Source organism: Pseudomonas sp. Teo4 (genome assembly GCF_034387475.1).
GTDB lineage: Bacteria > Pseudomonadota > Gammaproteobacteria > Pseudomonadales > Pseudomonadaceae > Aquipseudomonas.
In genome coordinates, this window is the sequence record NZ_JAXCIL010000002.1 from 2,211,950 (window position 1) to 2,236,699 (window position 24,750).

The 24,750-nt window shown below is 63.4% G+C and carries 16 protein-coding genes and 9 pseudogenes; 12 read left to right on the forward strand and 13 right to left on the reverse strand.

What is annotated here, in order from left to right; translation table 11 throughout:
* From PspTeo4_RS26535 to PspTeo4_RS26570, 8 genes and pseudogenes are all read right to left on the reverse strand, one after another.
* A pseudogene (locus PspTeo4_RS26535) lies at positions 1-1,147 on the reverse strand (efflux RND transporter periplasmic adaptor subunit).
* A 242-nt stretch (positions 1,148-1,389) separates the two neighbouring features.
* Positions 1,390-2,487: a DUF1513 domain-containing protein gene (locus PspTeo4_RS26540; RefSeq protein WP_322366670.1), complete on the reverse strand. Its 1,098-nt coding sequence runs from the start codon at positions 2,485-2,487 to the stop codon at positions 1,390-1,392.
* A gap of 2 nt (positions 2,488-2,489) precedes the next feature.
* Positions 2,490-3,554, reverse strand: coding sequence for an imelysin family protein (locus tag PspTeo4_RS26545; RefSeq protein ID WP_322366672.1), 1,065 nt, complete (start codon positions 3,552-3,554; stop codon positions 2,490-2,492).
* An 18-nt stretch (positions 3,555-3,572) separates the two neighbouring features.
* Positions 3,573-4,999, reverse strand: a pseudogene (locus tag PspTeo4_RS26550) (di-heme oxidoredictase family protein).
* A 292-nt stretch (positions 5,000-5,291) separates the two neighbouring features.
* Positions 5,292-6,628 (reverse strand): annotated as a pseudogene (locus PspTeo4_RS26555) (imelysin family protein).
* Between the two features lie 159 nt (positions 6,629-6,787).
* Positions 6,788-8,837, reverse strand: a pseudogene (locus PspTeo4_RS26560) (putative bifunctional diguanylate cyclase/phosphodiesterase).
* Positions 8,838-9,188: 351 nt separating this feature from the next.
* Positions 9,189-9,785: a superoxide dismutase gene (locus PspTeo4_RS26565; RefSeq protein ID WP_322366673.1), complete on the reverse strand. Its 597-nt coding sequence runs from the start codon at positions 9,783-9,785 to the stop codon at positions 9,189-9,191.
* Between the two features lie 324 nt (positions 9,786-10,109).
* Positions 10,110-10,709 carry a LysE/ArgO family amino acid transporter gene (locus PspTeo4_RS26570; protein ID WP_322366675.1) on the reverse strand — a complete coding sequence of 200 codons (600 nt, stop codon included), beginning with the start codon at positions 10,707-10,709 and terminating at the stop codon, positions 10,110-10,112.
* 129 nt (positions 10,710-10,838) lie between these two features.
* Between PspTeo4_RS26570 and PspTeo4_RS26575 the strand changes: the two genes are divergently transcribed.
* The 3 genes from PspTeo4_RS26575 (at position 10,839) to PspTeo4_RS26585 (ending at position 13,686) form a co-directional block, all read left to right on the forward strand.
* Complete coding sequence (locus PspTeo4_RS26575; RefSeq protein ID WP_322366677.1) at positions 10,839-11,729, forward strand: LysR family transcriptional regulator ArgP; 891 nt, start codon at positions 10,839-10,841, stop codon at positions 11,727-11,729.
* 49 nt (positions 11,730-11,778) lie between these two features.
* Positions 11,779-12,774 (forward strand): NAD(P)-dependent oxidoreductase, encoded by a 996-nt coding sequence (locus tag PspTeo4_RS26580; RefSeq protein WP_322366678.1) that lies wholly within the window; start codon positions 11,779-11,781, stop codon positions 12,772-12,774.
* An 87-nt stretch (positions 12,775-12,861) separates the two neighbouring features.
* Positions 12,862-13,686 carry an ATPase gene (locus tag PspTeo4_RS26585; RefSeq protein WP_322366679.1) on the forward strand — a complete coding sequence of 275 codons (825 nt, stop codon included), beginning with the start codon at positions 12,862-12,864 and terminating at the stop codon, positions 13,684-13,686.
* Between the two features lie 190 nt (positions 13,687-13,876).
* Here PspTeo4_RS26585 and PspTeo4_RS26590 read toward each other — a convergent pair.
* Together PspTeo4_RS26590 and PspTeo4_RS26595 are read right to left on the reverse strand one after the other, a co-directional pair.
* A pseudogene (locus PspTeo4_RS26590) lies at positions 13,877-14,922 on the reverse strand (alkene reductase).
* Positions 14,923-14,935: 13 nt separating this feature from the next.
* Entirely contained in the window at positions 14,936-15,238 is a 303-nt protein-coding gene (locus PspTeo4_RS26595; protein ID WP_322366680.1) for a helix-turn-helix transcriptional regulator, read from the reverse strand.
* Between the two features lie 151 nt (positions 15,239-15,389).
* Between PspTeo4_RS26595 and PspTeo4_RS26600 the strand changes: the two are divergent.
* A pseudogene (locus PspTeo4_RS26600) lies at positions 15,390-15,961 on the forward strand (ACP phosphodiesterase).
* Positions 15,962-16,090: 129 nt separating this feature from the next.
* On the opposite strand, the gene PspTeo4_RS26605 reads toward PspTeo4_RS26600, so the two are convergent.
* Positions 16,091-16,879, reverse strand: coding sequence for a lysophospholipid acyltransferase family protein (locus tag PspTeo4_RS26605; protein WP_322366682.1), 789 nt, complete (start codon positions 16,877-16,879; stop codon positions 16,091-16,093).
* Positions 16,879-17,634 (reverse strand): L-ornithine N(alpha)-acyltransferase, encoded by a 756-nt coding sequence (gene olsB / locus PspTeo4_RS26610; RefSeq protein ID WP_322366684.1) that lies wholly within the window; start codon positions 17,632-17,634, stop codon positions 16,879-16,881. The genes PspTeo4_RS26605 and olsB overlap by 1 nt, the downstream gene beginning before the upstream one ends.
* Positions 17,635-17,769: 135 nt before the next feature.
* On the opposite strand from olsB, the gene PspTeo4_RS26615 reads away from it, so the two are divergent.
* From PspTeo4_RS26615 to PspTeo4_RS26640, 6 genes and pseudogenes are all read left to right on the forward strand, one after another.
* Complete coding sequence (locus PspTeo4_RS26615) at positions 17,770-18,657, forward strand: acyl-CoA dehydrogenase (RefSeq protein WP_322366686.1); 888 nt, start codon at positions 17,770-17,772, stop codon at positions 18,655-18,657.
* A 70-nt stretch (positions 18,658-18,727) separates the two neighbouring features.
* Complete coding sequence (locus tag PspTeo4_RS26620) at positions 18,728-19,816, forward strand: serine hydrolase (protein WP_322366688.1); 1,089 nt, start codon at positions 18,728-18,730, stop codon at positions 19,814-19,816.
* A pseudogene (locus PspTeo4_RS26625) lies at positions 19,813-20,108 on the forward strand (amidase). The gene PspTeo4_RS26620 and the pseudogene PspTeo4_RS26625 overlap by 4 nt, the downstream one beginning before the upstream one ends.
* Positions 20,109-20,152: 44 nt before the next feature.
* The gene (locus PspTeo4_RS26630; protein WP_322366689.1) at positions 20,153-20,734 is read left to right on the forward strand and encodes a YceI family protein; all 582 of its coding nucleotides are present in this window, start codon (positions 20,153-20,155) and stop codon (positions 20,732-20,734) included.
* 78 nt (positions 20,735-20,812) lie between these two features.
* Positions 20,813-21,892: a phospholipase D-like domain-containing protein gene (locus PspTeo4_RS26635; protein ID WP_416196978.1), complete on the forward strand. Its 1,080-nt coding sequence runs from the start codon at positions 20,813-20,815 to the stop codon at positions 21,890-21,892.
* 80 nt (positions 21,893-21,972) lie between these two features.
* The gene (locus PspTeo4_RS26640) at positions 21,973-22,551 is read left to right on the forward strand and encodes a DJ-1/PfpI family protein (RefSeq protein ID WP_322366691.1); all 579 of its coding nucleotides are present in this window, start codon (positions 21,973-21,975) and stop codon (positions 22,549-22,551) included.
* A gap of 214 nt (positions 22,552-22,765) precedes the next feature.
* Here PspTeo4_RS26640 and PspTeo4_RS26645 read toward each other — a convergent pair whose 3' ends face one another.
* A complete protein-coding gene (locus tag PspTeo4_RS26645) occupies positions 22,766-23,164 on the reverse strand; it encodes a nuclear transport factor 2 family protein (RefSeq protein WP_322366692.1) in 399 nt (132 codons plus the stop codon).
* A 115-nt stretch (positions 23,165-23,279) separates the two neighbouring features.
* Between PspTeo4_RS26645 and PspTeo4_RS26650 the strand changes: the two are divergent.
* Both PspTeo4_RS26650 and PspTeo4_RS26655 read left to right on the forward strand, forming a co-directional pair.
* A pseudogene (locus tag PspTeo4_RS26650) lies at positions 23,280-23,869 on the forward strand (GNAT family N-acetyltransferase).
* Positions 23,866-24,737, forward strand: a pseudogene (locus tag PspTeo4_RS26655) (carbon-nitrogen hydrolase family protein). The pseudogenes PspTeo4_RS26650 and PspTeo4_RS26655 overlap by 4 nt, the downstream one beginning before the upstream one ends.
* The last annotated feature ends 13 nt before the right edge of the window (positions 24,738-24,750 follow it).

The following is a 24,750-nucleotide window of genomic DNA, read 5'->3' on the forward strand; positions in this document are numbered from 1 at the left end:
TCAGTCCGCGTGCGGCGCGCCCTGGGCGGGGCGCAGTACGGTGTCCTGGCCGATGCGGATGGCCGCCCCGGGCGTGAGCTTGAGCTGCCCTGCGGTTACCACTTGTTCCCCAGCCTCAAGGCCCTTGCTGACCACCACCACACCATCACGGCGCTCGCCGGTTTGCACGCTACGTTGCTCGGCGGTCAGCTGCGGCTGGCCCTGGGCGTCGTTCTCGACCTTGCCATCTTTGTCCTTCTTTGGTGTGGCCACGTACACCGAGTTTCCATACAGGGTGTAGGTAATGGCGCTTTCCGGCACCACTACCTGGGGTTGCGGGTTGGGCAGCAGCACCAGCAGGTTGGCGAACATGCCCGGCAGCAGTTTGCCGTCCGGGTTGGCCATGGAGGCTCGCACCAGCAGGTTGCGGGTGTTCTCGTCGACCTTGGGGTTGATTGCGCTGAGGCTGGCGGGGAAAGTTTGGCCAGGGTAGGCGGCCACCTGCACCAGCACCTGTTGGCCCAGGCTCAACTGCGGCAGGGCTTGCTCGGGGACGTTGAAGTCGACGTAGAGGCTGGACAGGTCCTGCAGGGTGGCGATTACCGTGCCGCTGGCCAGGTAGTCGCCGACGTCGACCTGACGGATACCGATGGTGCCGCTGAACGGGGCGCTGATGCTCTTTTTCGCCAGCGAGGCCTTGAGTTGGTCGACCACCGCCTGATTACGCCGGTACTGGGCCGTCAAACGGTCGAACTCGCCACGGGAGATGGCCGAGTCGCCCACCAATTGGCTGCCGCGTCCGTAATCCACCTTGGCCAGGCCCAGGTCGGCCTGTGCCGTGCCAAGCAGTGCGGTTTCCTGGTCACTGTCCAGTTGCAGCAGCAGTTGTCCGGCCTTGACCTGCTGGCCGGAGTCGAAGTGCAGGGCCTTGACCGTGCCGGCCTGCTCCAGGCTCAGCTCGACGCCCTGCAGGGCCTTGAGGCTGCCCACGGCAGGCAGGCGTGCTTGCCACTGGCGCTGCTGGGCCGGGGCGGCGGCCACGCTGATGGGCGGCCGGGGGCAGAGAATACCTGGATCTGCTGATAGATCGAGTAGGCCTTGATGCCCCCAGGGCCAGCACGATCAGCAGAACGACGGCCAACATGATGAGCATGCGGCGGCGCAGCATAGGTCCACTTCCTTGGATGGGTTGTTATTCGCTTTGACACGACAACGGGCGATCCTGCCCACGTGCGATGGGGGAAGTATTGACTGTTTTCGACGGACGGGGAAGGGAGGCGGGTCTGTAGCATGTGCCGGCCTCTTCGCGGGTAAACCCGCTCCCACAGGTTCCGCGCCAAATTCAGCAGCGGTGGTGTAACTGTGGGAGCGGGTTTACCCGCGAAGCGGCCGGTTCAGGCAGTAGAAGTATCAAGCCAGGTGCAGGTGATTGTCCCAGAACCCCGAAGGCAGGTTCATCGGTTGCCCGATCAGCTCCTGCTTGCGGCAGTCATAGAAGCGGCAACGCCCCTGGCCGGAGGTCACGACAAAGCCATCCTGTACCGCTCCGACCCCGGCGCAATCCGGCATCGGTGCATCGAGCTTGACCGCGCCACTGTCCAGGTCCCATATGAACAGCCGGTTGGCCCGCGGCGCAGTCAGCGCCACCAGGCGCAGGTCGCTGTGGATGGCGACGCTGGCGGTGTACTGGGCCATCGACTGCAACTGGCGCTCCGGCACCGGGAAGGCCTTGAACGGCTCACCTGGGCGTTTGATGGCCAGCAACTCGGCGGTCTCGGTGGCATCGCCCATGAACTGCTGACACGCAGCGATGGTGCCGTCGCTGCCAACCGCCAGGTGGCGCACGCTGTTCATTTGCTGAGCGAGGGTTTCCTTGCTCAACAGGGTGCCGTCACGTTGCATCAGCACCAGGCTCGGCTCCATGGCGTCGAGGTTCATCTCGACCCGGCTCTCGGCTTCGGTACGGATACCGCCGTTGGCCACGATCAGGGTCTCGCCATCCGGCAGCCAGGCCACCTCGTGCGGGCCGATGCCATGGGTCGAAATCTCGCCGCTGTGCACCAGACGCTCGCCTTCGAAGCGGTAGACACCGAGCACGCCACGCCCAGGGTCGGTGGTGTCGTTCTCGGTGGCATACAGCCATTCGCCGCTGCTATGGATCACCGCGTGGCCGTAGAAGTGCCGGTTCAGCTGCGAGGTGACGGTTTGCAGCAGACGCCCGTCGCGCAGGTCGACCAGGTAGCTTTCGGTACCGGGGCGGCGAGCGACGAACAGGGCAATCGGCAACTCGGGGTGGTTGATGATGGCATGGCAACGCTGGGCTACCTGGGTGCTGAACACCTGGGTGCCGTCCAGGCGGAACCCGACGGCATAGTGCTTGCCGTCGCCATCGTCACGCGCCGAGAGCAGCAAGGGTTCGCTGCCTTTGTTGCGAAACAGGCTCCAACCGCCCAGGGTGAGGGCGCTGAGCAATACGCTACCGAGTTTGAGTGCCTGGCGTCGCAGCATGATCAGTCACCGTCGTTGGCATTGAAGCCCAGCTGGATGTTCAACGCCTTGGCCAGCTCGCCTTCGTGCAGGCGGTGGACGACGTTGAGGCTGTCGTAGATCTGGTTGAGGGTTTGCTGACCGGCTTCGTCGGCGAGCAGTTCGCCCAGCGTCTTCTGGTTGTCGGCCAGCAATTTGAGCGAAGTAGCGTAGGCGTCGTCGATTTTTTCCGCCAGCGCTTTCTGATCGCTGCCCAGCAGGCCACGCAGGCCCTGGTTGTCGACCCCGACCCAGACTGCCTGGGCGGCCTTGAGGCTGGCTTCCAGGCTCTTGAGGGAAGAGTGGCTGCGCCAGGCTTCGGCCTGCAGCGGCTGGGGAATACCCTTGCTCTGGCGGCCCATCGGTGCACCAAGCTTCTTCTTCAGGGTGTCCAGGGCGGTGACCTGGGCACGCAGCAGATCGGCGATCGCTTCGTGGGAGTCGGCGTAGCGCTGGTTGGGGAACTTGGTCATCTGCGACAGCATGCCGTCGGTGCTGTTCCAGGTCTTGAGGATTTCTTCGGCCAGCACCTTCTGGTGTTCACCGATGGCGACCAGCAGCGGGCAGTAGCGGGCTTTCTGCTCGGCAGTGGCGACGTCCGGCTTGCTGTCGAACAGGATGTACTCGTAAGCCGACAGGCCACGCACCACGACGCTGGCCTTGCTCAGGGCTTCGGCATCGACCGGCTTGTCAGCGTTGATCAATTGCTCGACCTGACGGCCGACCAGGTTCTTCTTGTCTGGCCAGAACTGTACCTGCCAGGCGCGGTTGCCTTCGGCCAGCGGGCCGACCAGCAGTGGTTGCAGCTCGGCCCAGGCCTTCTGCGCGTTGAGGAAGTCGGCGCGGGCGGCCTCCAGGGTCTGCTTGCCTTCGCAGTAGGCCAAGGCGCTGGCGGCCAGCTGGCGGTCGGCTTCGACCCAGCGGCTGTAGGTAGGCAGGATCACCTGCTTGGCGATGGCGGCGGAGGTGACTGCCTGCGGGTCCTGCGGCGAGCAGGCACCCAGGGCGAGTGCGGCGAGGCTGGTGAACAACAGTTTGGGTCGGAACATGCCCGGCTCCTTGCGCGTTTAAAGTGAATTCAGGAAAGCCAGCAGCGCGGCGCGCTGTTCGGCATTGAAGGTGAGTACCTGGTTGCGTGCCGCCTCGGCCTCGCCACCGTGCCAGAGCACGGCCTCGAGCAGGTTGCGGGCACGGCCGTCGTGCAGGAACTGGGTGTGGCCACTGACCGTTTCGGTCAGGCCGATGCCCCAGAGGGGCGGGTACGCCAATCCTGGCCGTTGGCGGCGAACTCGGTACGCTCGTCGGCAAGACCTGGGCCCATGTCGTGCAGCAGCAGGTCGCTGTAAGGGCGGATGACCTGGCCCGACAGTTCCGGCTCGGCGGCATGGGTGGCGGTGGTGAACTGCGGGGTGTGGCAGCCCTGGCAACCGGCCTGGAAGAACAGGTTCTTGCCAGCCAGCACCTGCGGTGCATCCACGTCGCGTCGGGCCGGCACACCGAGGTTGCGGGTGTAGAAGGTGACCAGGCGCAGGATGTTGTCGCTGACTTCTTTTTCGCCATTGGCGCCGTCGCCGTTGGGCGCGGCCAGGCAGTCGGTTTGCGCGCTGGTGCAGTCGTCCTTGGGTTGCAGGGTGCTGGTCAGGCCCATGTCGCCGACGAAGGCGTGTACGTTCTGCTGGTTGACGTTGGGCTGGCCGGCCTTCCAACCGAAGCGCCCGAGCACCGGCTTGCCCTGGGCGTCATCCCAGACCCGGTTGGCCCTGCCGCGAATGCCGTCATGGTTGCGGTCATCCGGGTCTTCATTGGCCAGGATGTCTGCTTCGGAAATGGCTTCGAGCAGGCCTAGGCCGATCATGGGCGGGGCCACGCGGGCGGAAAAGCGCGTGTCGGGGTGCATTGGCCCGTAGCCGAGCTGGGTGATCTGCAAGGTCGGTTTGCGCAGCTCGACCTCATGACCGTCCTTGAAGGTCACGGTCTGGCTGTCGTAACTCACGCGCACCTTGCCCTCGGGCGCTACGCCGGGGATGGCCATGTCCTGCAACTGGGTACCATAGGCGGGTTCGGGTACTACCCCCAGGCGTTCGATTTCCTTGGCCAGGTAGGGTTGGTCGGGAATCGACAGGCGCACCAGCATCGATACCGCGTTGCTGTCATCCGGGCCGGGCGGGTGGCCACGGCCGTCGCGGACATGGCAGTTCTGGCAGGCATTGGTGTTGAACAGCGGACCCAGGCCATCACGGGCGGTGGTGGTGGACGGTGCGATCACCCAAGGGCTGCGGAAGAAACTGTTGCCGACGCTGAAGTCCAGACGCCGCTCTGGCGACAGGTTGGCCGATGGCATCGAGAAGGCATTGCGGTCGCTGCGTTGCACGGTTGCCTGGCCAGCGGACAGCGCCTCGCCGGGTTCGGCCTGGGTGAAACGCGGGGCGTCGTCACAGGCAGTTAGGGCGAAGGCCAGCAGCAGAGGGGATAGTCGGGACAGCGACGAGGACATCGAGAATCCTGGGCGTGAGCGAAAAACCGGCGTGCAAGCTTAGCAAACCAGGGAAATTTGAATAAGAGCAATTTGCAATTACTAGATGAAATTGGTGTCGGCAGAAAAGCAAAAGCCGGCCCGAAGACTCATGCCTGCCATTTAGAATCAGTGGGGCCGCTGTGCGGCCATCGCAGGCTTCGCCAGCTCCCACAGGTGTTGTGAAGTGCTTGAAACTTGCACTTCATTTGTGGGAGCTGGCGAAGCCTGCGATGGGCTGCCATGCAGCCCCGATTAGAACCCGAAAGCGCGATCAGAACTCGTGATCAGCAGTATCCGGGTTCAGGTTGGCGATACCCAGCTTGCCGGCGGCCTGCTCGATCGCACCGGTCTGCTTGACCAGGAGGCGATGGCGTCGCGTACGATCTGGTTGCCCGCAGCGTTGTCGGCGGCGATCAGCTGGTCGTAGTGCTCGCCTTTCAGGGCGTGGTCGACGATCACCTGAATCTTCGCCTCGGTGGCTTCCAGGTCGGCCTTGAGGGTGGCGTCGGCGGCCGGGTCGACCTTGGCCACCAGCGACGACAGGCTCGGGCCTGTCAGCTTGGTGCCGTCGGCACGGGTGTACTCGCCCAGGTAGACGTTGCGGATGCCCTTGGCGTCGTAGAAGTGCGAGTAGTGGGTGTTGTCGCTGAAGCAGTCCTGCTCGTCTTCAGGGGAGTTGGCTTCCAGGGAAACCTTCATGCGCTCGCCCGCCAGTTCACCCAGCGACAGGCTGCCCATGCCGAACAGCATCTTGCGCAGGCCGTCGTTGACAGGCTCGGCTTCCAGCTTGGCGCGGTAGTTGTCGGCGACGTTCGGTGCCCAGTTGCCGACCATCTCTTCCAGGTCTTTGACCAGCAGTTCGGTGACGGCCTTCAGGTAGGTGCGGCGACGCTCGTTGTGGCCGCCAGTGGCGCCTTTGCCTTCCAGGTAATCGGAAGCCGGACGCTTGCCAGCGCCTGGGCCGGTGCCGTTGAGGTCCTGGCCCCAGAGCAGGAATTCGATGGCGTGGTAGCCGGTGGCGACGTTGGCTTCGGAACCGCCCAGCTCGTTCAGGCTGGCCAGTTTCTCGGCGGTGATGTCCTTGACGTCGACCTTCTCTTCGCCCACCTGGATCTCGGTGTTGGCGATGATGTTGGCGCTGGCAGCCGGGTTGCCCAGGGCGTGCTCGTAGCTCTTGTCGACGTAGTCGATCAGGCCTTCGTCCAGGGGCCAGGCGTTAACTTGGCCTTCCCAGTCGTCGATGATGGTGTTGCCGAAGCGGAAGGCTTCACTCTGCAGGTAAGGAACGCGGGCGGCGGCCCAGGCGGCCTTGGCGGCATTCAGGGTTTCGTCGTTGGGCTTGGCCAGGAATGCATCGATGGCGGTCTGCAGGGTCTTGGCGGTGCTCAGCGAATCGCTGTACACGGCGTAGACCATGTCGGCGTAATGCTTGACCACGGCCTTGCCGGCCGCTTCGTCGACAGCCCCCGGCGCTGCAGCGGCGGTGCTGGCGGCAGCAGGTGCCTGAGCTTGCGGAGCGGCAGCCTTGTCATCCTTGCCTTCGCCGCAACCGGCGAGAGCGATGGCGATGGCCAGCAGACTGGCGGAGGCCAGAGGCATTCGAATCATTGTTGGTTTCCTGCGTCGTGTGGTTGGACCGTGGGTTAGGCCGTGCGCCGTGGCACGCGAAACCGCAACATCATGCGAAAGATTTGCATTTGCTGTAAAAGGCCAGCATGCAATTCATGTAAATGCAGGTCACCGCCTGTAACCAAGGTGGGCGAGGGGTTACAAGGCGGAAACCTGATTGCGCTGTGCCTGCTTGAGGAAACTCACCAGTTCGCGCGCGGACAGTGGCTTGCTGTAGTGGTAGCCCTGGCCCTCGTGGCAGCCCTGGGCAATGATGTAGCTTTCCTGCTCGGCGGTTTCCACACCTTCGGCGATCACCTGCATGCCCAGGCTCTTGCCCAGCTGGATGATGGCGCGAACGATGGTGGCGTCGTCGTCATCGTCCAGCAGGTCCTGGACGAAACTCTTGTCGATCTTGATCTTGTCCAGCGGCAGCGACTTCAGGTAGCTGAGCGAGGAGTAGCCGGTACCGAAGTCGTCGATGGCAATCATCGCACCGGAGCGACGCAGGCTCAGCAGGTGCTGGGCGGCGGTGCTGATGTCCTCCATCAGGCCGGTTTCGGTGACTTCCAGCTCCAGGCTGCGGGGCGGCAGGCGGTAGGCCTGCAGCAGGTTGTTGACCACCCGTGGCAGCTCGTTGTGGTGCAGTTGCACGGTGGACAGGTTGACGGCCATGCGCAGTTCGCTGAAGCCCATGTCATGCCATTCGCGTAATTGACGACAGGCCTGGTCGAGCACCCACTCGCCGATCACGATGATGTTGCCGTTCTGTTCGGCCAGGGGAATGAACTGGTCGGGCGGAACCATGCCCAGTTCCGGGTGATGCCAGCGCAACAGCGCTTCCACGCCGACCACCCGGTTGTCGCGGTAGCTGATCTGCGGTTGGTACACCAGGTACAGCTGGTTGCGCGACAGGGCTTCGCGCAGGTCTTTTTCCAGCTCGCGGCGGCGGCGCATCTCGCTGTCGACGCTGGCGATGTAGAACTGGTAGCGGTTGCGCGAGCGGGCCTTGGCCAGGGTCATGGTCTGTTCGGCCTTTTGCAGCAGCTTCTCGGTGCTGTCGCCATCTTCGGGGAACAGGGTGATGCCAATGGTGGCGCGCAGGCGGATTTCCTGATGGTCGAGGGCGAATGGCACCTCCAGGTCGTCGAGAATGCTCTGCGCCAGCTCGGCGGCTTCGTAGGGCTGCTCGATATTGGCCTGGACCAGGGCGAACTGGTCGCCGCCCAGGCGTGCCAGGGCGCCGAGACGGCCACTGTGGGCGCGCAGACGGTCGGCCAAGGCCAGCAGCAATTGGTCGCCGACCTGATAGCTGAACTGTTCGTTGATGCCCTTGAAGTCATCCAGGCCCACGCACAGCACGGCCACGCGGTGCTGCAGGCGACCACCGTCAACTAAGATTTTGTCCAGTTGTTCCTGCAGCTGCTGGCGGTTGGGCAGGCCGGTGAGGAAATCGTACTGGGCCATGCGCTGCAGGCTGTTCTCGGCCTCGTGGCGCAGGTGAGTGTTGCGCTCGATGGACGCCAGAAGCTGGTTGGCGGTGTTGACCCAGATACCCAACTCGTTCTTTTCGTGGCCTTTGAGCAGTGGAATCTGGTGCTGGCTTGGGCGGTCGGGGTTGATCTGGGTAAGGTGGTCGATGATCTTCGACAACGGCTTGGTCAGCAGCCAGTGGTAGACCAGGTACAGCACCAGGCCCATGGCCAGGGCGCGCAGCACGCCGGAAATGAAGATGATCACCGCATTGATCAGGAAGTCTTCGCCATAGTCGGCAGTGTCGAGGGTGATGCTCAGGTCACCGTAGTACTCGCTGTACGGGCCGCGGCCAACCAGCTGGGTGGTGTAGGTGCGCTCCTGGCCGAGGATCAGGTCGGTCAACCAGCGCAGCGACATGTCACGCAGCGGGCGGGACTTTTCGGCCAGCATGGTTTCGTTGGGGTGGCCGATCGAGGCCATGCGCACCGACTCATCCTGGAACAGGCCTTCCATCACCTGCATGCCCATTTCCCGGTCGAGGCTGTAGACCGCCTGGGTCGATGGGTCGCGGAACATGTCGAGGATGCGCTGGGCATCGTTGTTCACGGCCTGGCGAGTCTTGTGTGTCGTAGACGATCTGCGCGCAGCTGAGAACGACGCCGACAGCCAATGCCGACAGCAGCACGACCCTGAGCAACTTGACCGACAAGCTGTTCCGCAATTCCAGCTTCAATGGGGTTTCCTTAATCCATGCGCATGGCATCATTTTGCCATCAACGTTGGCAATACACTATCGGCCGGTTGCCACGGGCAGGTCGCGAGTCGCGGCGGCTCATTGCGGGTTCCGTCCTGAGCAGTGTATCGGTTGCGCTGCCATGCGACTTGAGTGCGCTGTATCAACATTCCAGACGTTTGATGTTAGCGCGCTATACGGGGAGCAAAGAGGTGTGAGGCGGGTTGCGGAAAATTCTGCCGATTGGATCCTTTTGCTGAGCTGCAGGAGGCGTTTTGCTGGCAGACAGGGTTCTGCCGACAATAAAAAAACCCGGCACTGGGCCGGGTTTTTCGGTCAAGGCTGAATCAATCAGGCCTTGAAGGTCTTGCCTTCGAACTGCTCGGCAACGAAGGCCCAGTTGACCAGGTTCCAGAACGCCTCGACGTACTTAGGACGCAGGTTGCGGTAGTCGATGTAGTAGGCGTGTTCCCAGACGTCGCAGGTCAGCAGCGGGGTGTCGCCGCTGGTCAGCGGGCAGCCGGCGCCGATGGTGCTGGCCAGGGCCAGGGAACCGTCTGCTTTCTTCACCAGCCAGCCCCAGCCGGAACCGAAGGTGCCGACGGAAGTCTTGGTGAACTCTTCCTTGAACTTGTCGAAGGAGCCGAAGGCGGCGGTGATGGCATCAGCCAGGGCGCCGGTCGGTTGGCCACCGCCGTTTGGCGACAGGCAGTTCCAGTAGAAGGTGTGGTTCCAGACTTGAGCGGCGTTGTTGAAGATGCCGCCCGAAGAGCTCTTGACGATCTCTTCCAGGGTCTTGCCTTCAAATTCGGTGCCTGGGACCAGGTTGTTCAGGTTCACGACGTAGGTGTTGTGGTGCTTGTCGTGGTGATACTCCAGGGTTTCCTTGGAGATGTGCGGCTGCAGGGCATCGTGGGCGTACGGCAGCGGCGGCAATTCAAAAGCCATGGTGGATCTCCTGATTCAGGTCTAGTTCGCGGTTTGCGCAAGGCCGATCACGGGCGGCCCGGTAGGCGTCGGCGAGTTTGTACTCTTTGCGACGCGAGGGCAGGATCATAGCACCAGCCCCCGCGCATAACCACGCGACAAAGATAGGGAATAGAGGTTCCAGAGCGGTTGGGTGGGGCGAAGGCAAGGAGCAAAGGTCTTGGCTTGCCTTTGCTGGCCTCATCGCTGGCAAGCCGGCTCCTACAGGTACTGCAGTGATCTCAAGATCGGCGCGCTCCGTGTGGGAGCCGGCTTGCCGGCGATTGGCCGCAGTGCGGCCCTTGCTCAGTTGAAGATCAACTGCGCCGCCACCGCGAACATCATTACCGCCACCATCAGGTCGAGCAGGCGCCAGGTCGCCGGGCGTGCCAGCCAGGGCGCCAGCCAGGCCGCGCCCAGGGCGAGGGTCGAGAACCACACCAGCGAAGCACTCGCCGCCCCGGCCACGTAAGCGCCTGGCACGGTCTGCTGTGCCCCCAGCGAGCCGATCAGCAGCACGGTGTCGAGGTACACGTGGGGGTTGAGCAGCGTCACCGCCAAGGCACTGAGCAGTACCGCACGGCGCGAGCGCATGCCCTGGCCTTCCTGATGCTGCAGGCTCTGCTTCGAGCAGGCGCTGCGCAACGCCTTGGCGCCATACCAGATCAGGAACACCGCGCCACCCCAACGGGCAATCGCCAGTAACGTCGGGTTGTGCGCCAGCACCGTGGCCAGGCCGAACACACCGGCCGCGACCAGAATGGCATCGCACACGATGCACAGCGCCGCAACCGGCAGGTGATGCTCGCGGCGCAGGCTCTGGGCCAGGACGAAGGCGTTCTGCGCGCCGATAGCCATGATCAGGCCGAAGGCCACCAACATGCCGTTCAAATAACTTTGCCACATGGCGGGAATACTCCAGTGACGCCCACGAAACAACGCTGGCGCTGATGACTGTAAGAAGTTGCTGGTCATTGTGGGGAAGGGCGCTGTATAAGAAAAACAAATAAAGCTGATCCGTCATTAGGGAAATCGATGTTCGACTACAAATTGCTCGCCGCCCTCGCCGCGGTGATCGAGCAAGGTGGCTTCGAGCGAGCGGCCCAGGTGTTGGGGCTGTCGCAATCGGCCATATCGCAGCGCATCAAGCTGCTCGAAGCACGGGTCGGCCAGCCGGTGCTGGTGCGGGCCACGCCGCCGAGCCCGACCGAGGTCGGGCGGCAGTTGCTCAACCATGTGCAGCAGGTGCGTCTGCTGGAGCGCGACCTGCAGCGCCAGGTGCCCGCGCTGGACGAAGAAGGCCTGCCGGAGCGCCTGCGCATCGCCCTCAACGCCGACAGCCTGGCCACCTGGTGGGCGCGAGCGGTAGGGGCCTTCTGTGCCGAGCAACAAGTCCTGACCGACCTGGTGGTGGAAGACCAGGAGGTCGGCCTCAAACGCATGCGCGCAGGTGAGGTGGCGGCCTGCCTGTGTGGCAGCGAGCGGCCGGTGGCGGGTGCGCGCAGCCTGCCGTTGGGGGCCATGCGCTATCGGGCGCTGGCCAGCCCGGCCTTCATGGCGCGTTACTTCCCTCAGGGGTTCGATGCCAGACGCCTGGCACGCTCGCCAGCCATCGTTTACGGGCCGGACGATTTCCTGCAGCACCGTTACCTTGCGTCACTGGGAATAGAGGACGGCTTCCTGCATCACCTGTGCCCCTCGTCCGAAGGCTTTCTGCGCATGACCGAGGCGGGTCTGGGCTGGGGCCTGGTCCCTGAGTTGCAAGCCCGTGAACAGTTGGCCAGCGGGCAGTTGGTAGAAATCTGTGCAGATACTCCCATCGATGTCCCGCTGTACTGGCATCATTGGCGCAATGGCGGGCAATTGCTCGCGCAACTGACAGACCACCTGCGACACAGCGCACGGCAATGGCTGGTGCCCTTGTAGTCGCGGTTGGCGTCAGTTGCATCTGAAATCTGGCAAGGCGGGGTCTTACATGCGAATTCTGGTCACCGGCGCAAGCGGCTTCATCGGCGGACGCTTTGCGCGTTTCGCCCTGGAGCAAGGCCTGGACGTGCGGGTCAGCGGCCGGCGTGCCGAGGGTGTCGAGCATCTGGTCAAGCGCGGTGCGCAATTCATCCCGGGCGACCTGGGCGACGCCGAGCTGGCTCGTCGCCTGTGCCAAGGGGTCGAGGCCGTAGTGCATTGCGCGGGCGCGGTGGGTAACTGGGGGCGTTATCAAGATTTCCACCAGGGCAATGTGGTGGTCACCGAAAACGTGGTCGAGGGTTGCCTGAAAGAGCACGTGCGGCGCCTGGTGCATCTGTCTTCGCCGTCGATCTACTTCAATGGGCGCTCGCGCCTGGATGTTCGTGAAGACCAGGTACCGCGCCGATTCCACGACCACTACGCACTGACCAAGCACCTGGCCGAGCAGAAGGTCTTCGGCGCCCAGGAGTTCGGCCTGGAAGTGCTCGCCCTGCGCCCTAGGTTTGTGACCGGTGCAGGCGATGCCAGCATTTTTCCGCGTTTGATGCAGATGCAGCGCAAGGGCCGCGTAGCCATCATCGGCAACGGCTTGAACAAGGTCGACTTCACCAGCGTACACAACCTCAACGAGGCGCTGCTCAGCGCACTGTTCGCCGAAGACCGTGCCCTTGGCCAGGCTTACAACATCAGTAACGGTCAACCGCTGCCGTTGTGGGACGTGGTCAACTACGTGATGCGCCAGATGCAGTTGCCGCAGGTGACCCGCTACCGCTCCTATGGCCTGGCTTACAGCCTTGCGGCCATAAACGAGGCGGCTTGCCTGCTCTGGCCCGGCCGCCCGCAGCCGACGCTGTCACGTTTGGGCATGCAGGTGATGAGCCGCGACTTTACGCTCGATATCACCCGTGCCCAGCACTACCTGGGCTACCAGCCCAAGGTGAGTCTGTGGACGGCGTTGGATGAATTCTGCGCGTGGTGGAAGCACTTGCCGGCTGGCCAGTGAACCTGGCGTGCCAATGATGGTCATCAGTGCGCCGCGCGAGCGGTTTATAATCATGCCTCTTTGCTACTACTGCGGTTGAATGCACCCATGCGTAACGATTCCCACGACGACTTCGATGATGTACCGACCTTGCGGGCGGGTACCCCTGATGATGACGAACTGTTGCCTGCGCATGTGGCGCGCAGCCGGCAGAAAGCTGCTCGGCCAGCTAGCAATGGCCCGCTATGGGCATTGCTAGGTGCGTCTTTCATTGCCTTGGCAGGCCTGGGCTGGTGGAGTTTCCAGCAGATCACGCTGCTTGAGCAGCAACTGGTGGCCACCCAGGAAAGCTTTGCCCGCATCAGCGAGGACGCCGCCGGGCGGCTGCAGGCGATCACCGGCAAGGTGGCGGCCAGCGAGTCCACTGCCAACACCGGCAGCGAAGCGTTGAAACTTCAGATTCGCCAGTTGCAGGCCAATCTGGCCGAGCAGGGCAAGCAACAGCAGGGCGTTGCCGGGCAGGCCGGGGACTTGGGCAAGCGCCTGGAGCAGGTGCTGGCCGACACCCGGGAGCAGCAGAAGGCGGTGACCGAGCTGCAAGGCCAGTTGCAGGCGCAGTTGAAGGCGGTGAACGCTGAACTGGCGGCGCTGAAGTCGGGGCAGGTGGATGGCGGCAAGCTCGATGGCCAGCTCAAGAACTTGAGCGATGAAGTGGCGGCGCTGAAGAAGCAGGGCAACCCGAAGGCGGCGATCGAAAGCCTGGAACAGGATGTGCTGGTGTTGAAGAGCCAGGCGGACAACCGGCCGGCAGCGGCGTCAGGTGGGGCTTCGGTGCAGGAGTTTGATGCGTTTCGCGGGCAGACCACCCGAAACATCAACACCCTGCAGAGCCAGATTCAGAATCTGCAGCAGCAGATCAATGCGCGGCCCTGAAATCAGTTGGACCGCAATCGCCGGCAAGCCGGCTCCCACAGGGACCGTGTCGACCTCGAGTTCAACTCCGTACCTGTGGGAGCCGGCTTGCCGGCGATGAGGCCGGTACAGGCAGCACAAGACGGTATCTCCCATATGGATGGCGACCGTCTTGGGGTCACTGCAGTATCTGAGCCGGCTTGATCTGCGATCACATCCGCGGATAGTCGATATACCCGACCGGGCCTTTGGCATAGAAGGTTTCGGGGTGCGCCTGGTTCAACGGCGCGTCCGCTAGCCGCGCAGGCAGATCAGGGTTGGCGATGAACGGTACACCGAAAGCCACTGCATCCGCCTTGCCATTGGCCAGTGCGGCGTTCGCGCTGGCTTTGTCGAAGCGCTCGTTGACGATGTACGGGCCACCGAACGCTTCCTTGATCAGTGGGCCGATGCTGTCGTCGCCTTCCTTCTCGCGTGAGCAGATGAACGCAACGCCGCGCTTGCCCAGTTCCCGGGCGACATAGGTGAAGGTCTCGGCGCGGTTGGCATCGCCCATGTCGTGGGAGTCGGCACGTGGTGCCAGGTGGACGCCGACGCGGCCAGCCCCCATACCTCGATCGCGGCATCGGTCACTTCCAGCAGCAGGCGAGCGCGGTTCTCCAGCGATCCGCCGTAGCGGTCTGTGCGCTGGTTGGTGCTGCTTTGCAGGAACTGGTCCAGCAGGTAACCGTTGGCGCCGTGGATCTCCACGCCATCGAAACCGGCAGCCTTGGCATTTTCAGCACCCACCCGGTAGGCCTCGACGATGTCATCGATTTCTTCGCTCTCCAGGGCGCGTGGGGTCGGGTAGTCCGCCAGTGGTCGTACCAGGCTGACATGGCCCTTGGGCTGGATCGCGCTCGGTGCCACCGGCAACTCGCCGTTCAGGTACATCGGGTGCGAAATTCGGCCCACATGCCACAGTTGCAGGAAGATACGCCCGCCAGCGGCATGCACGGCCTTGGTCACGTTGTTCCAGCCGCGCACCTGGTCGTTGGACCAGATACCCGGGGTATCGGGGTAGCCGACGCCCATGGGCGTCACCGAGGTGGCCTCGCTCAGAATCAGGCCCGCGCTGGCGCGCTGCACGTAGTACTCGGCCATCAACGCATTGGGCACGCGGCCTTCGTCGGCGCGGCAGCGGGTGAGGGGCGCCATGATGATGCGGTTGGGCAGTTGCAGGTCGCCCACAGTGATCGGATCGAAAATCGTGGTCATGTCGTGGTCCTTTTCAGAGCTCTTGGCTCATCTGCGCGAGGAAGGCCTGGATGGTGTCCTCGTTGCGTTTGAAAAAATGCCATTGGCCGATCTTCTGGCTGCTGATCAGCCCGGCGCGTTGCAAGGTGGCCAGGTGGGCGGAGACGGTCGACTGCGACAGGCCGCAGCGTTGGTCGATCTGCCCGGCACAGACACCGTGTTCGGTGCTGTGATGCTGGTCAGGGAATTGCGCTGCCGGGTCCTTCAGCCAGTTGAGGATTTCTCGCCGGACCGGATGGGCCAGGGCTTTTATGATTTCGTCGAGATCGAGAGGCATGGTTGGGGCTCATGGTGTAGCGGTATATCGCGATGGAACGAAATGTAAATCGATATTTCGCGATATACAAATATGAAGAGGTTCTGAGCTGAGCACGAATCGCTATATCGCGTTATAACGATACGCGCAGCGGGAGTGCTAGACTGCGGCCATGAACTATCTCGCACATCTGCATCTGGGCGGCCCGGCGCCACAGCAACTGCTGGGCAGCCTGTATGGCGACTTCGTCAAAGGTTCTCTGGAGGGCCGTTACCCGCCTGCACTAGAGGCGGCCATTCGGCTGCACCGACATATCGACAGCTATACCGACCGCCATCCGCTGGTGCTGGCGGCATTGGCGCGCTTCCTCGTGAACGGCGGCGTTACGCGGGGATCATCCTGGATGTGTTCTTCGACCATTGCCTGGCACAGCACTGGGGGGATTACGCGGAGCAGCCGCTGGACGTGTTCACCCGCGACTTCTATCGCGTACTGTTGGCCGAGCCCGAACTGCCAGGGCGGTTGGCGCATATCGCGCCGTTCATGGCAGCGGACGACTGGCTTGGGGCGTATGGTGATTTCGCGACCTTGGAACAGGTGTTCAAAGGGATCGGGCGGCGGTTGTCGCGGCCGGAAGGGATGGTCGGAGTGATGGGCGAGCTGGAGCGGTTGTATGAGCCGTTGCTGGCGGATTTTCGCGAGTTCTATCCGCAGTTGCAGGCGTTCGCGGCGGCGGGGCGTTGATCAACTTCGTCACGACTGGCCTCATCGCCGGCAAGCCGGCTCCCACAGGTAACTTGGTTATCTCAGGATTTGCGCGGTCCTTGTGGGAGCCGGCTTGCCGGCGATGAGGCCGTCGCAGTCACTAGCCCATCAGGCCGCGCGCGCCTGACGACGGGGCGTCACCTCAGCTTCCTCAACCCCGAACAGGGCCAGTTGAATCGCTTGCTGCGCCTGAAACGCCAAGGCCGCCCGTTCTTTTTCAACACTGCAGATGGGCGCCAGCAGGTGGATCTGCACCTCACCCTGCGGTTGGCCGAACAAGCGCATCAGATGCGACACCAGATCATCTTCGCCGATGAACGGCGCAATCGTATCGGCTTCGCCGCCACGCAAATACTGGATGGCCACCGGCTGCACCGGCACACCCTGGTCGATGGCGCCCGCCAGCAAACGGCCGTGGAAGGTGCGCAGTTGCCGGCCATCGGTGGTGGTGCCTTCCGGGAAGATCAGCAGCGGTCGAGCCTGGCCCAATTGCTCACTGATCTGCTCGCGCAGGCGCTGGGCATCGCCACCGCCACGGCGGATGAACAGCGTGCCGGCCTTCTCCGCCAGCCAACCGGCCAGGGGCCATTGGCGCACTTCGGCTTTGGACAGGAACGACAACGGCATGAGCATGCCGAGCAGTGGAATGTCGGTCCAGGACACGTGATTGCTGACCCACAGCATGGGCTTTTGTGGCCGCTCACCGATCACCCGAACCTTGAAGGGCAGGGCGGCGACCAGACGCTTCATGAACAGGCAGGTCCAGCGCTGGCGGCGTTCGGTAGGCACCTTGAACCCCAGGCGTTCACCTAGGGCGATGACGCTGGCCATGAGCATGCCAAGCAGCAACACCAGCATCAGTCGTGTCAGGCGGGCCAGTACCCGCACCTTCGGCATCAGACGGCCGCCTTGAAGTGGCGGGCGTAGCGTGGGCAGAGGTCGTCGCGCTTGAGCAGGATGAATACGTCGGCGACCTGGAAGTCCTCGTCCCAGCACGGCTCGCCGCAGATTTTCGCCCCCAGGCGCATGTAGGCCTTGAGCAGGGGTGGCATTTCGGCAATGACGTTGTTCGGCAGCGGCAGGTTCGGCAGGGGCTTTTTCGGCTCGGCACGCAGGTGTTCGGTGCACAGGTAGCGCTCGCGCAGCCGCTGCATGATGGCCTGTGCCTGGACGCCGCCGTCCTGCATCGGGATGCTGGCGCAACCCATCAGGTAGCTGTAGCGGCCTTCGTTGAGCACTTCGGCCAGTTCGCCCCAGAGTACGGCGATGGTGCCGCCATTGCGGTAGGCGGGGTCGACGCAAGTACGGCCCAGTTCGAGAATCGGGCCCTGCAATTGCAGCAGGCCGTGCAGGCTGAATTCTTCTTCGCTGTAGAAACGCCCCAGGCTGCTGGCCGCCTGGTGATCGAGCAGGCGGGTGGTGGCCACCAGTTCGCCGGTGCTCAGGTCGCGTACGCCGATGTGGCGGCAGTGCACGTCATAGTCGTCCATGTCCAGGCCCTGATCGGCACCTTTGAGCTTGGCCTTGAATTCTGCGCTGAACACTTTGTAGCGCAAGGCTTGGGCTTCCTGCAGGGCCGTGGCGCCGACCAGGCGTTCGGCTTGCAGACGGCGTTCAGTGCTGTTGTCGCCAGAGCGAGCGATCCGAGTCATTACGAGTCTCCATAAGCCAGCCATAGAGGGTTGCGGCCGGTCGGCTTTGTTGTGCAAAGTCAGCCTAGGTAGGTGCGGTGTCACCCCGTGAATCTTTGGTGATGCTTGCGTGACAACCCCTCAGAGGAGCCTCCGATGGCCTGGTTGCAACGACTCAACGACCCGCTACGTCAGCCGCTGGCGGGCACCCTGGGCGAGATTTACACCGCGCAGCTCGAACGCCTCGGTGCGGCCGCCCCATTCGAATTGGCTGTGCTGGGTGGGCGTGCCATGGCCACGCCGGGCCTGGCGTTTCTCATCGGTTACCAGGCGGCCTTGCGCGTGCTCTGGCCCAGCGCCCCACCCAGCCTCGGCGCCTTGTGCGCCACCGAGCGGCGCAGCGTGCGACCGGCGGACATGAATACACGGCTGGACAGCTTGCGCTTGAGCGGCAGCAAGGATTTCGTCACCGCCGGGCTCGATGCCGAGTGGCTGCTGGTGGCGGCGCGTACCGAGCCGCTGGGTGAGCCGCCGCGGTTGCAATTGGCAGTGGTGTACCCAGGCGAGCCGGGCGTGACGCTGGAAGCATTGCCAACCCTGCCGCTGATGCCCGAGGTTGGCCATGGCCGATTGGTTTTGCAGCAGGCTGCCTGCGAGTTGTTGGCTGGAGATGGTTGGGACGCTTACGTCAAGCCATTCCGTTCGCTGGAAGACCTGTATGTGCTCGCGGCGCTGACGGCCTGGTTGTATGGCGTTGGTCAAGAATGCGGCTGGCCGCAGGACTTGCGCTTGCGGCTGCTCGGGCTGCTGGCGGGCTGCGCCGAAGGTAGCCGCCAGTGTGCCGATAGCGTGGGGTGTCATCTGTTATTGGGAGGCCTGTTCGCGCAGTTCCAGGCGTTGCGAGGTGATATCGACAAAGCCCTGAAAGCTGGGCCGGAGCACTGGGCGCAGTTGTGGCAGCGCGATCAGGGTGTCTTGGCGCTGGCGGCTGCGGCGCGGGATAAGCGCCTGGCCAAAGCCTGGGGTGCAGCAGGATTGTCATGAAAGTCGGGCAGGCTTGGGAGATCTGCTGAACCATGGGGCCGCCAAGCGGCCCCAGAGGCCAAATACGTTGATGAGCGTTCTCAAGCCCCTGCTGTTCATGCTTTCCATGGCGGTGGCCGCAGCCTGGGCCGAGGATTGGCCCGAACCCAGCTGGCAGCTTGAAAACACCACCATCGATTGGCAACCCGTCGACGCCTATGCCTTCCCCGAACGCAGCTCTAGCGAACGCAGCGGTGTACGTACGGATGCACTGCTGATCATCCGCGACGGGCGCATCATTCACGAGCGCTATGCAGCCCCAACCACGGCCCGTACTGCTCATCTGACCTGGTCGGTGAGCAAAAGCGTATTGGCGACGCTGTTGGGGGTAGCCCAGGGCGAGGGGCGCTTCCAGTTGCAGGACCCGGTGGCCCGCTTCTATCCGCCCATGCAGGCACATTCGGACATACGCCTGATGGATCTGTTGCACTGGGCCAGCGGCCTGGACTGGCAGGAAGACTACGAATACGCGCCGCTGAAATCCTCCGTGGTGGCGATGCTCTATACCCGTGGACGCAACGACATGGCCGGCTACACCGCCGCCCGTGGCGCGGGCGAACCGGCCGGCCAGCGTTTTCTCTACTCCAGTGGCGACAGCAATGTGCTGGCGGCCGCCCTGCGCGGCATGCTCGAACCGGGGGCATATGCCGACTATCCCTGGCAGGCGCTCTTCACCCCGTTGGGTATCGACAGCGCCGTCTGGGAGCGCGATGGCACCGGCACCTACGTCGGTTCTTCCTACCTCTACCTCAGCGCTCGGGACCTTGCCCGTATCGGCCTGCTGATGCTGCGTGAAGGGCGCTGGCGTGATCGTCAACTGGTGCCCGCAGACTGGGTCACTTTCAACCGTACGCTGTTCGACAAGGCAGAACCCGTGCCCGGCGAAGCGAACCCCGGTGGCCATTGGTGGCTAAACCGGCCTCTGCCGGGCAGCACCGCACCGTGGCCGGATGCACCGCCAGAAACCTATGCCGCACTCGGCCACTGGGGCCAGGCGCTGTACGTGTTGCCAGCGCAGAATCTGGTGATTGTCCGGTACGCCGACGACCGGGACGGCCGCTACAACCACAACGAGTTTCTCAAGCGGGTGCTGGCGGCCGTGGCCAGGGAGGGGCAATGAAGCGTGTGCTGTTGCTGGTGCTGGCGGTACTGCTGGCCTGGGCTTGGCAGGAGCGTCAGGCATTGGCGGATTTCCTGGGATTCTGTCGGCCTATTCAGCCAAGGAGTACTGCTCGTGCCGGTTCGTCATGGGCTTCGACGAGGCCTATTGTCGCGGCTACGTGAAACAGTATCTGCCGCTGAGCCTGTTGCAGGAGGACACGGGGCAACACCTGGTCACCGCCGAAGGCCTGGGCCGACGTAACCAGGCCGCCTGGCAAGGCGTGCGCGAGGGCTGCCGCTTGCTGCCGTGAAGGCGGGCGGGTAAGGTTGGCGGTCATGTTTCACGAGATCTGTCATGTTCAAGCTGCCCCGTCTCCTGCCCGCCTTGCTGCTGGCTTTGTGCCTGCCCGCCCACGCCAACTGGCACCTCGATGGCGAGTCTTCACGCCTTTCGTTCGTCACGGGCAAGAATGGCGATACCGCCGAGGTGCATCGCTTTCTGGTCCTGCATGGCACTGTGGACCGCAAAGGCGCTGCGGCGCTGAGTATCGAGATGGATTCGGTGAGCAGCGGCATCCCGTTGCGCGACGAGCGTATGCGCGAAGACTTGTTCGAGGTCGATCAGTTCGCCGAAGCGACGGTGAAGGCGCAGCTCGACCTGCGGCCCCTCAATGACCTGGCCAACGGCGCGCAGATCGAACTGCGCCTGCCGCTCACCGTCACCCTGCACGGTCGCTCCCACAGCTACAACGCCTTGTTGCTGGCTACCCGGCTGGATGAGCGGCGGTTCCAGGTGGTGACGCTCGAGCCCCTGATTCTGCGCGCCGATGACTACGGTCTGTTGCCTGGGCTGCAGAGCCTGCGCAAGTTCGCCAAGCTCAAATCCATCAACCCCACGGTGCCGGTCAATGCGGTGCTGATCTTCAACGCCCGCTGATATGCCGGGGCCGGTATTCCCTGGCGGGATGGCAACCAGTTCGAACTGCTGATCGACGGCCCCGATTTCTTTCCGCGCATGCTTCAGGCCATTGCGCGTGCCGAGTTCCAGGTCGATCTGGAGTTGTACCTGGTCGAAGCGGGTGCCTGTGCCGAGGCCGTGGTCGAGACCCTGGAGCAGGCAGCCAGGCGCGGTGTGCGGGTGCGTTGCCTGTTCGATGACTATGGCTCGCTCGCCTTTACCTCCGCCCTGCGCCAGCGCTTGCTGGATGCCGGGGTTTACCTGCGTTGGTACAACCGCCTGCGCTGGCGGCGTGGCCTGCGTAACCTGTATCGCGACCACCGCAAGCTGCTGTTGGTGGACGAACGCTGGGCGGCGGTCGGTGGCACGGGCGTCACTGACGAGTTCTGGACGCCGGGCCAAGACTCCAGTGAATGGCATGAGGTGATGGTGCAGATGACCGGGGCGGTGGTGTCCGACTGGCAATTGCTGTTCGATCGCCAGTGGCAGGCCAACAACCGTCGCACGGCCTGGCGCCCGCCAGAGGGCTTTGGCTTGCCGCGTGTGCCCAGAATTCCGCTGCAAGGGCAGGGCATGGGGCGGGTGGCCTACGCGGATGCCCGCCAACACAAGGATATTCTGCATTCGCTGGTGCGTGCGCTGAACAGCGGGCAGCAGCGTATCTGGCTGGCAACGCCCTATTTTCTGCCGACCTGGAGCGTGCGCCGATCCTTGCGTCGGGCTGCGGGTAAAGGTGTCGATGTACGGCTGTTGCTGACCGGCCCGCGCACGGACCACCCGTCAGTGCGCTATGCCGGGCATCGCTATTACCCACGCCTGCTTCGCGCCGGTGTGCGCATCTACGAATACCAGCCCTGCTTCCTGCACCTGAAAATGGCGCTGGTGGATGACTGGGTCAGCATAGGCTCGTGCAACTTCGACCACTGGAACCTGCGCTTCAATCTGGAAGCCAACGTCGAAGCCCTGGACCCGGCGCTCACCGCCGCGGTGGCAGCCAGCTTCGAACGTGATTTTGCCCTGAGCGAAGTGGTGGACCTCGATCACTGGAACGCCAGGCCGCTGTGGCGGCGGGTGAAGCAGCGCGTCTGGGGTTGGGTTGACCGGCTGGTAGTGAATTTTCTCGACCGTCGCGATTGAGACTTGCGGCGCATATCCACAGGCGCATAACCCGTCTATCGTGCAGTGATTGTTCCCCTACAACGGAAGGAGTGGATGCGATGACGGCGAAGAAGATTCTCATGCTGGTGGGCGACTACGTCGAAGATTACGAAGCGATGGTGCCATTCCAGGCCTTGCGCATGGTCGGCCATACCGTGCATGCCGTGTGCCCGGAGAAGGTCGCGGGGCAGACCGTGCGCACGGCCATTCACGATTTCGAGGGCGAGCAGACCTACAGCGAAAAGCCTGGGCACAACTTCGCACTGAACTACGACTTCGTTCAGGTGCGCGCCGAGAGTTATGACGCACTGCTGATTCCAGGAGGGCGCGCGCCGGAATACCTGCGCCTGAATGAAAAGGTGCTGGCGCTGGTCAAGGCGTTCGACCAGGCGGGCAAACCGATTGCCGCAGTGTGCCACGGCGCGCAGTTGCTGGCGGCGGCCGGGGTGCTTGAAGGGCGTGAGTGCAGTGCCTATCCGGCCTGTGCGCCTGAGGTGCGGCTGGCGGGTGGGAAATTCATCGATATCGCAGTGGACCAGGCCCATGTGGATGGCAACCTGGTGACCGCGCCTGCCTGGCCGGCGCATCCGGCGTGGCTGGCGGCATTTTTGAAGGTGCTGGGCACCCGTATTGCCTGATCTGGCCTCATCGCCGGCAAGCCGGCTCCACATGGACCGCGCAGATCTTGAGATCACTGCCGTACCTGTGGGAGCTGGCTTGTCGTGGCGACGAACCGCAGCGATGAGGCCGGTACAGGCAGCGCAAGACAGTTGCTCCCACAGGTATCGCAGTAGTCTCAAGGTTGTCGCGGTCCATGTGGGAGCCGGCTTGCCGGCGATGGCGTCAGTCGCTTCAGCCCACCTGCTCGACCCAGTCATTAAGGTTGTAGTAGTTGGTCACCCGGGCAATCTTCCCGCAATGGATGTAGAAGAACGCCCCGGCCGGCAGTACATAGGTCTGTCCATTGGCCGGCGGCAGGCCTTCGTCATCGGCCAGATATTCCCCGTGCACCGTGAACTCCGCCGCTGCCCGGCTGCCGTCGGCGTTCTGCATCACCACGATATCGGCCAGGCGCTCGCGGTAGCAGCGGTTCATCTTGTCCATGAAGGCGGCGAACTTGGCCTTGCCCATCTGCCGCTCGCCCTGGTTGATGTCGTGAATCACATCTTCGCTGAGCAGAGCGAGAAAGCCCGGCATGTCGCCGGCATTGAACGCTGCGTAGTAAGCATTGACGAGTTCGGTAGCGGTCATGGCAATGTTCCTGTCGTGTACGGGAAAGGGGAGGACGTTGGCCCGATGATAGGGTTTCCCCTCAAGCCCGGCTTAGCCGAGCACGTCATCCACATCGACAAAACGACCGCCACGCATGGAAATTCGCCTGCTGCACGGCGCCGCCAGCGCGCCTTACATCGATGACCTCGCTCGCCTGCGCCTTACCGTGTTCCGCGAGTTTCCCTACCTCTACGACGGCGACATGGAGTATGAAGCCGACTACCTCGGCACCTATATGCGCTCCGGGCGCAGCCTGGTGGTACTGGCGCTGGACGACGGCAAGGTGGTCGGCGCCTCGACCGGCCTGCCGCTGGTCGATGTCGCATCGGAGTTCCAGCAGCCTTTCCTGGCCCAGGGACGCGACCCTGCTTCCGTCTACTACTTCGGCGAGTCCGTGGTACTGCCGGCTTATCGGGGCGCGGCCTGGGTGTGCGCTTCTTCATCGAACGTGAATCCTACGCACATAAACTGGCCGAGTTCGACCACTGCGCGTTCTGTGCGGTCGAGCGGCCTGGCGTGCATCCGCGACGGCCAGCGGACTACAAGCCATTGCATGGTTTCTGGCGTAACCGAGGGTTCCTGCATGATCCCTCGCTGCGCACCACGTACACCTGGCGTGACCTGGACGAGCAGGAGGAGTCCGCCAAGCTGATGTCCTTCTGGGTCAAGGAACTGCCGATATGATCCGCCTTGCGGCCTGTCAGTACGCCATCGAATTGCATGAAACCTGGGATTCCTACGCTGAACACCTCCAGGGCCTGTGTGCTGACGCTGTGGCCGAGGGCGCCCAACTGCTGCTGTTGCCGGAATACGCAGGGCTGGTACTGAGTGGCCAGTTACCGGCAGACCAGCGCGGCGATCTGAAAGGTTCCATTGCCGGCATCCAGCCCCTTGTGGAGCCTTGGCTGGCACTGTGTGAAAGTATTGCCCGGCAATGGGGTATATACCTGCAACCAGGCAGTTTGCCGGTACTCTGCAGTGACGGGCACTACCGAAACCGCGCCTGGCTGTTCGGGCCGGAGGGTGCGCTGGGTTATCAGGACAAGCTGATGATGACCCGTTTCGAACGCGAGCAATGGAGCATTGACGCAGGGGAGGGGTTGAAGGTGTTCGACACGCCCTTCGGCCGCTTGGGCATTCTGATCTGCTATGACAATGAATTTCCGATGCTGGCCAGGCGCCTGGCGGAGGACGGGGCCGACCTGATACTGGCGCCAAGTTGCACCGATACCGAAGCGGGTTACCACCGGGTGCGCATAGGCGCCCAGGCGCGTGCGCTGGAAAACCAGATTGCCGTGCTGCAAAGCCCGACCGTGGGTCTGGCGCCGTGGTCACCTGCGCTGGACGAGAACATTGGGCGGGCAGGGCTGTTCGTGCCCCCGATCATGGGATGCCCAGTAATGGCGTGATTGCTCAAAGCGAGCAGTTGAACCCCGCGAGCAGCCAGTGGTTGCTGTGTGAGCTGGACCTGGCGGCTGTGCGACGGGTGAGGCAGGAAGGGCAGGTGTTTACCCGCAGGGACTGGCCGGAGCAGTTCGACAGGGTCGTTTAAACAGAACGGCCCC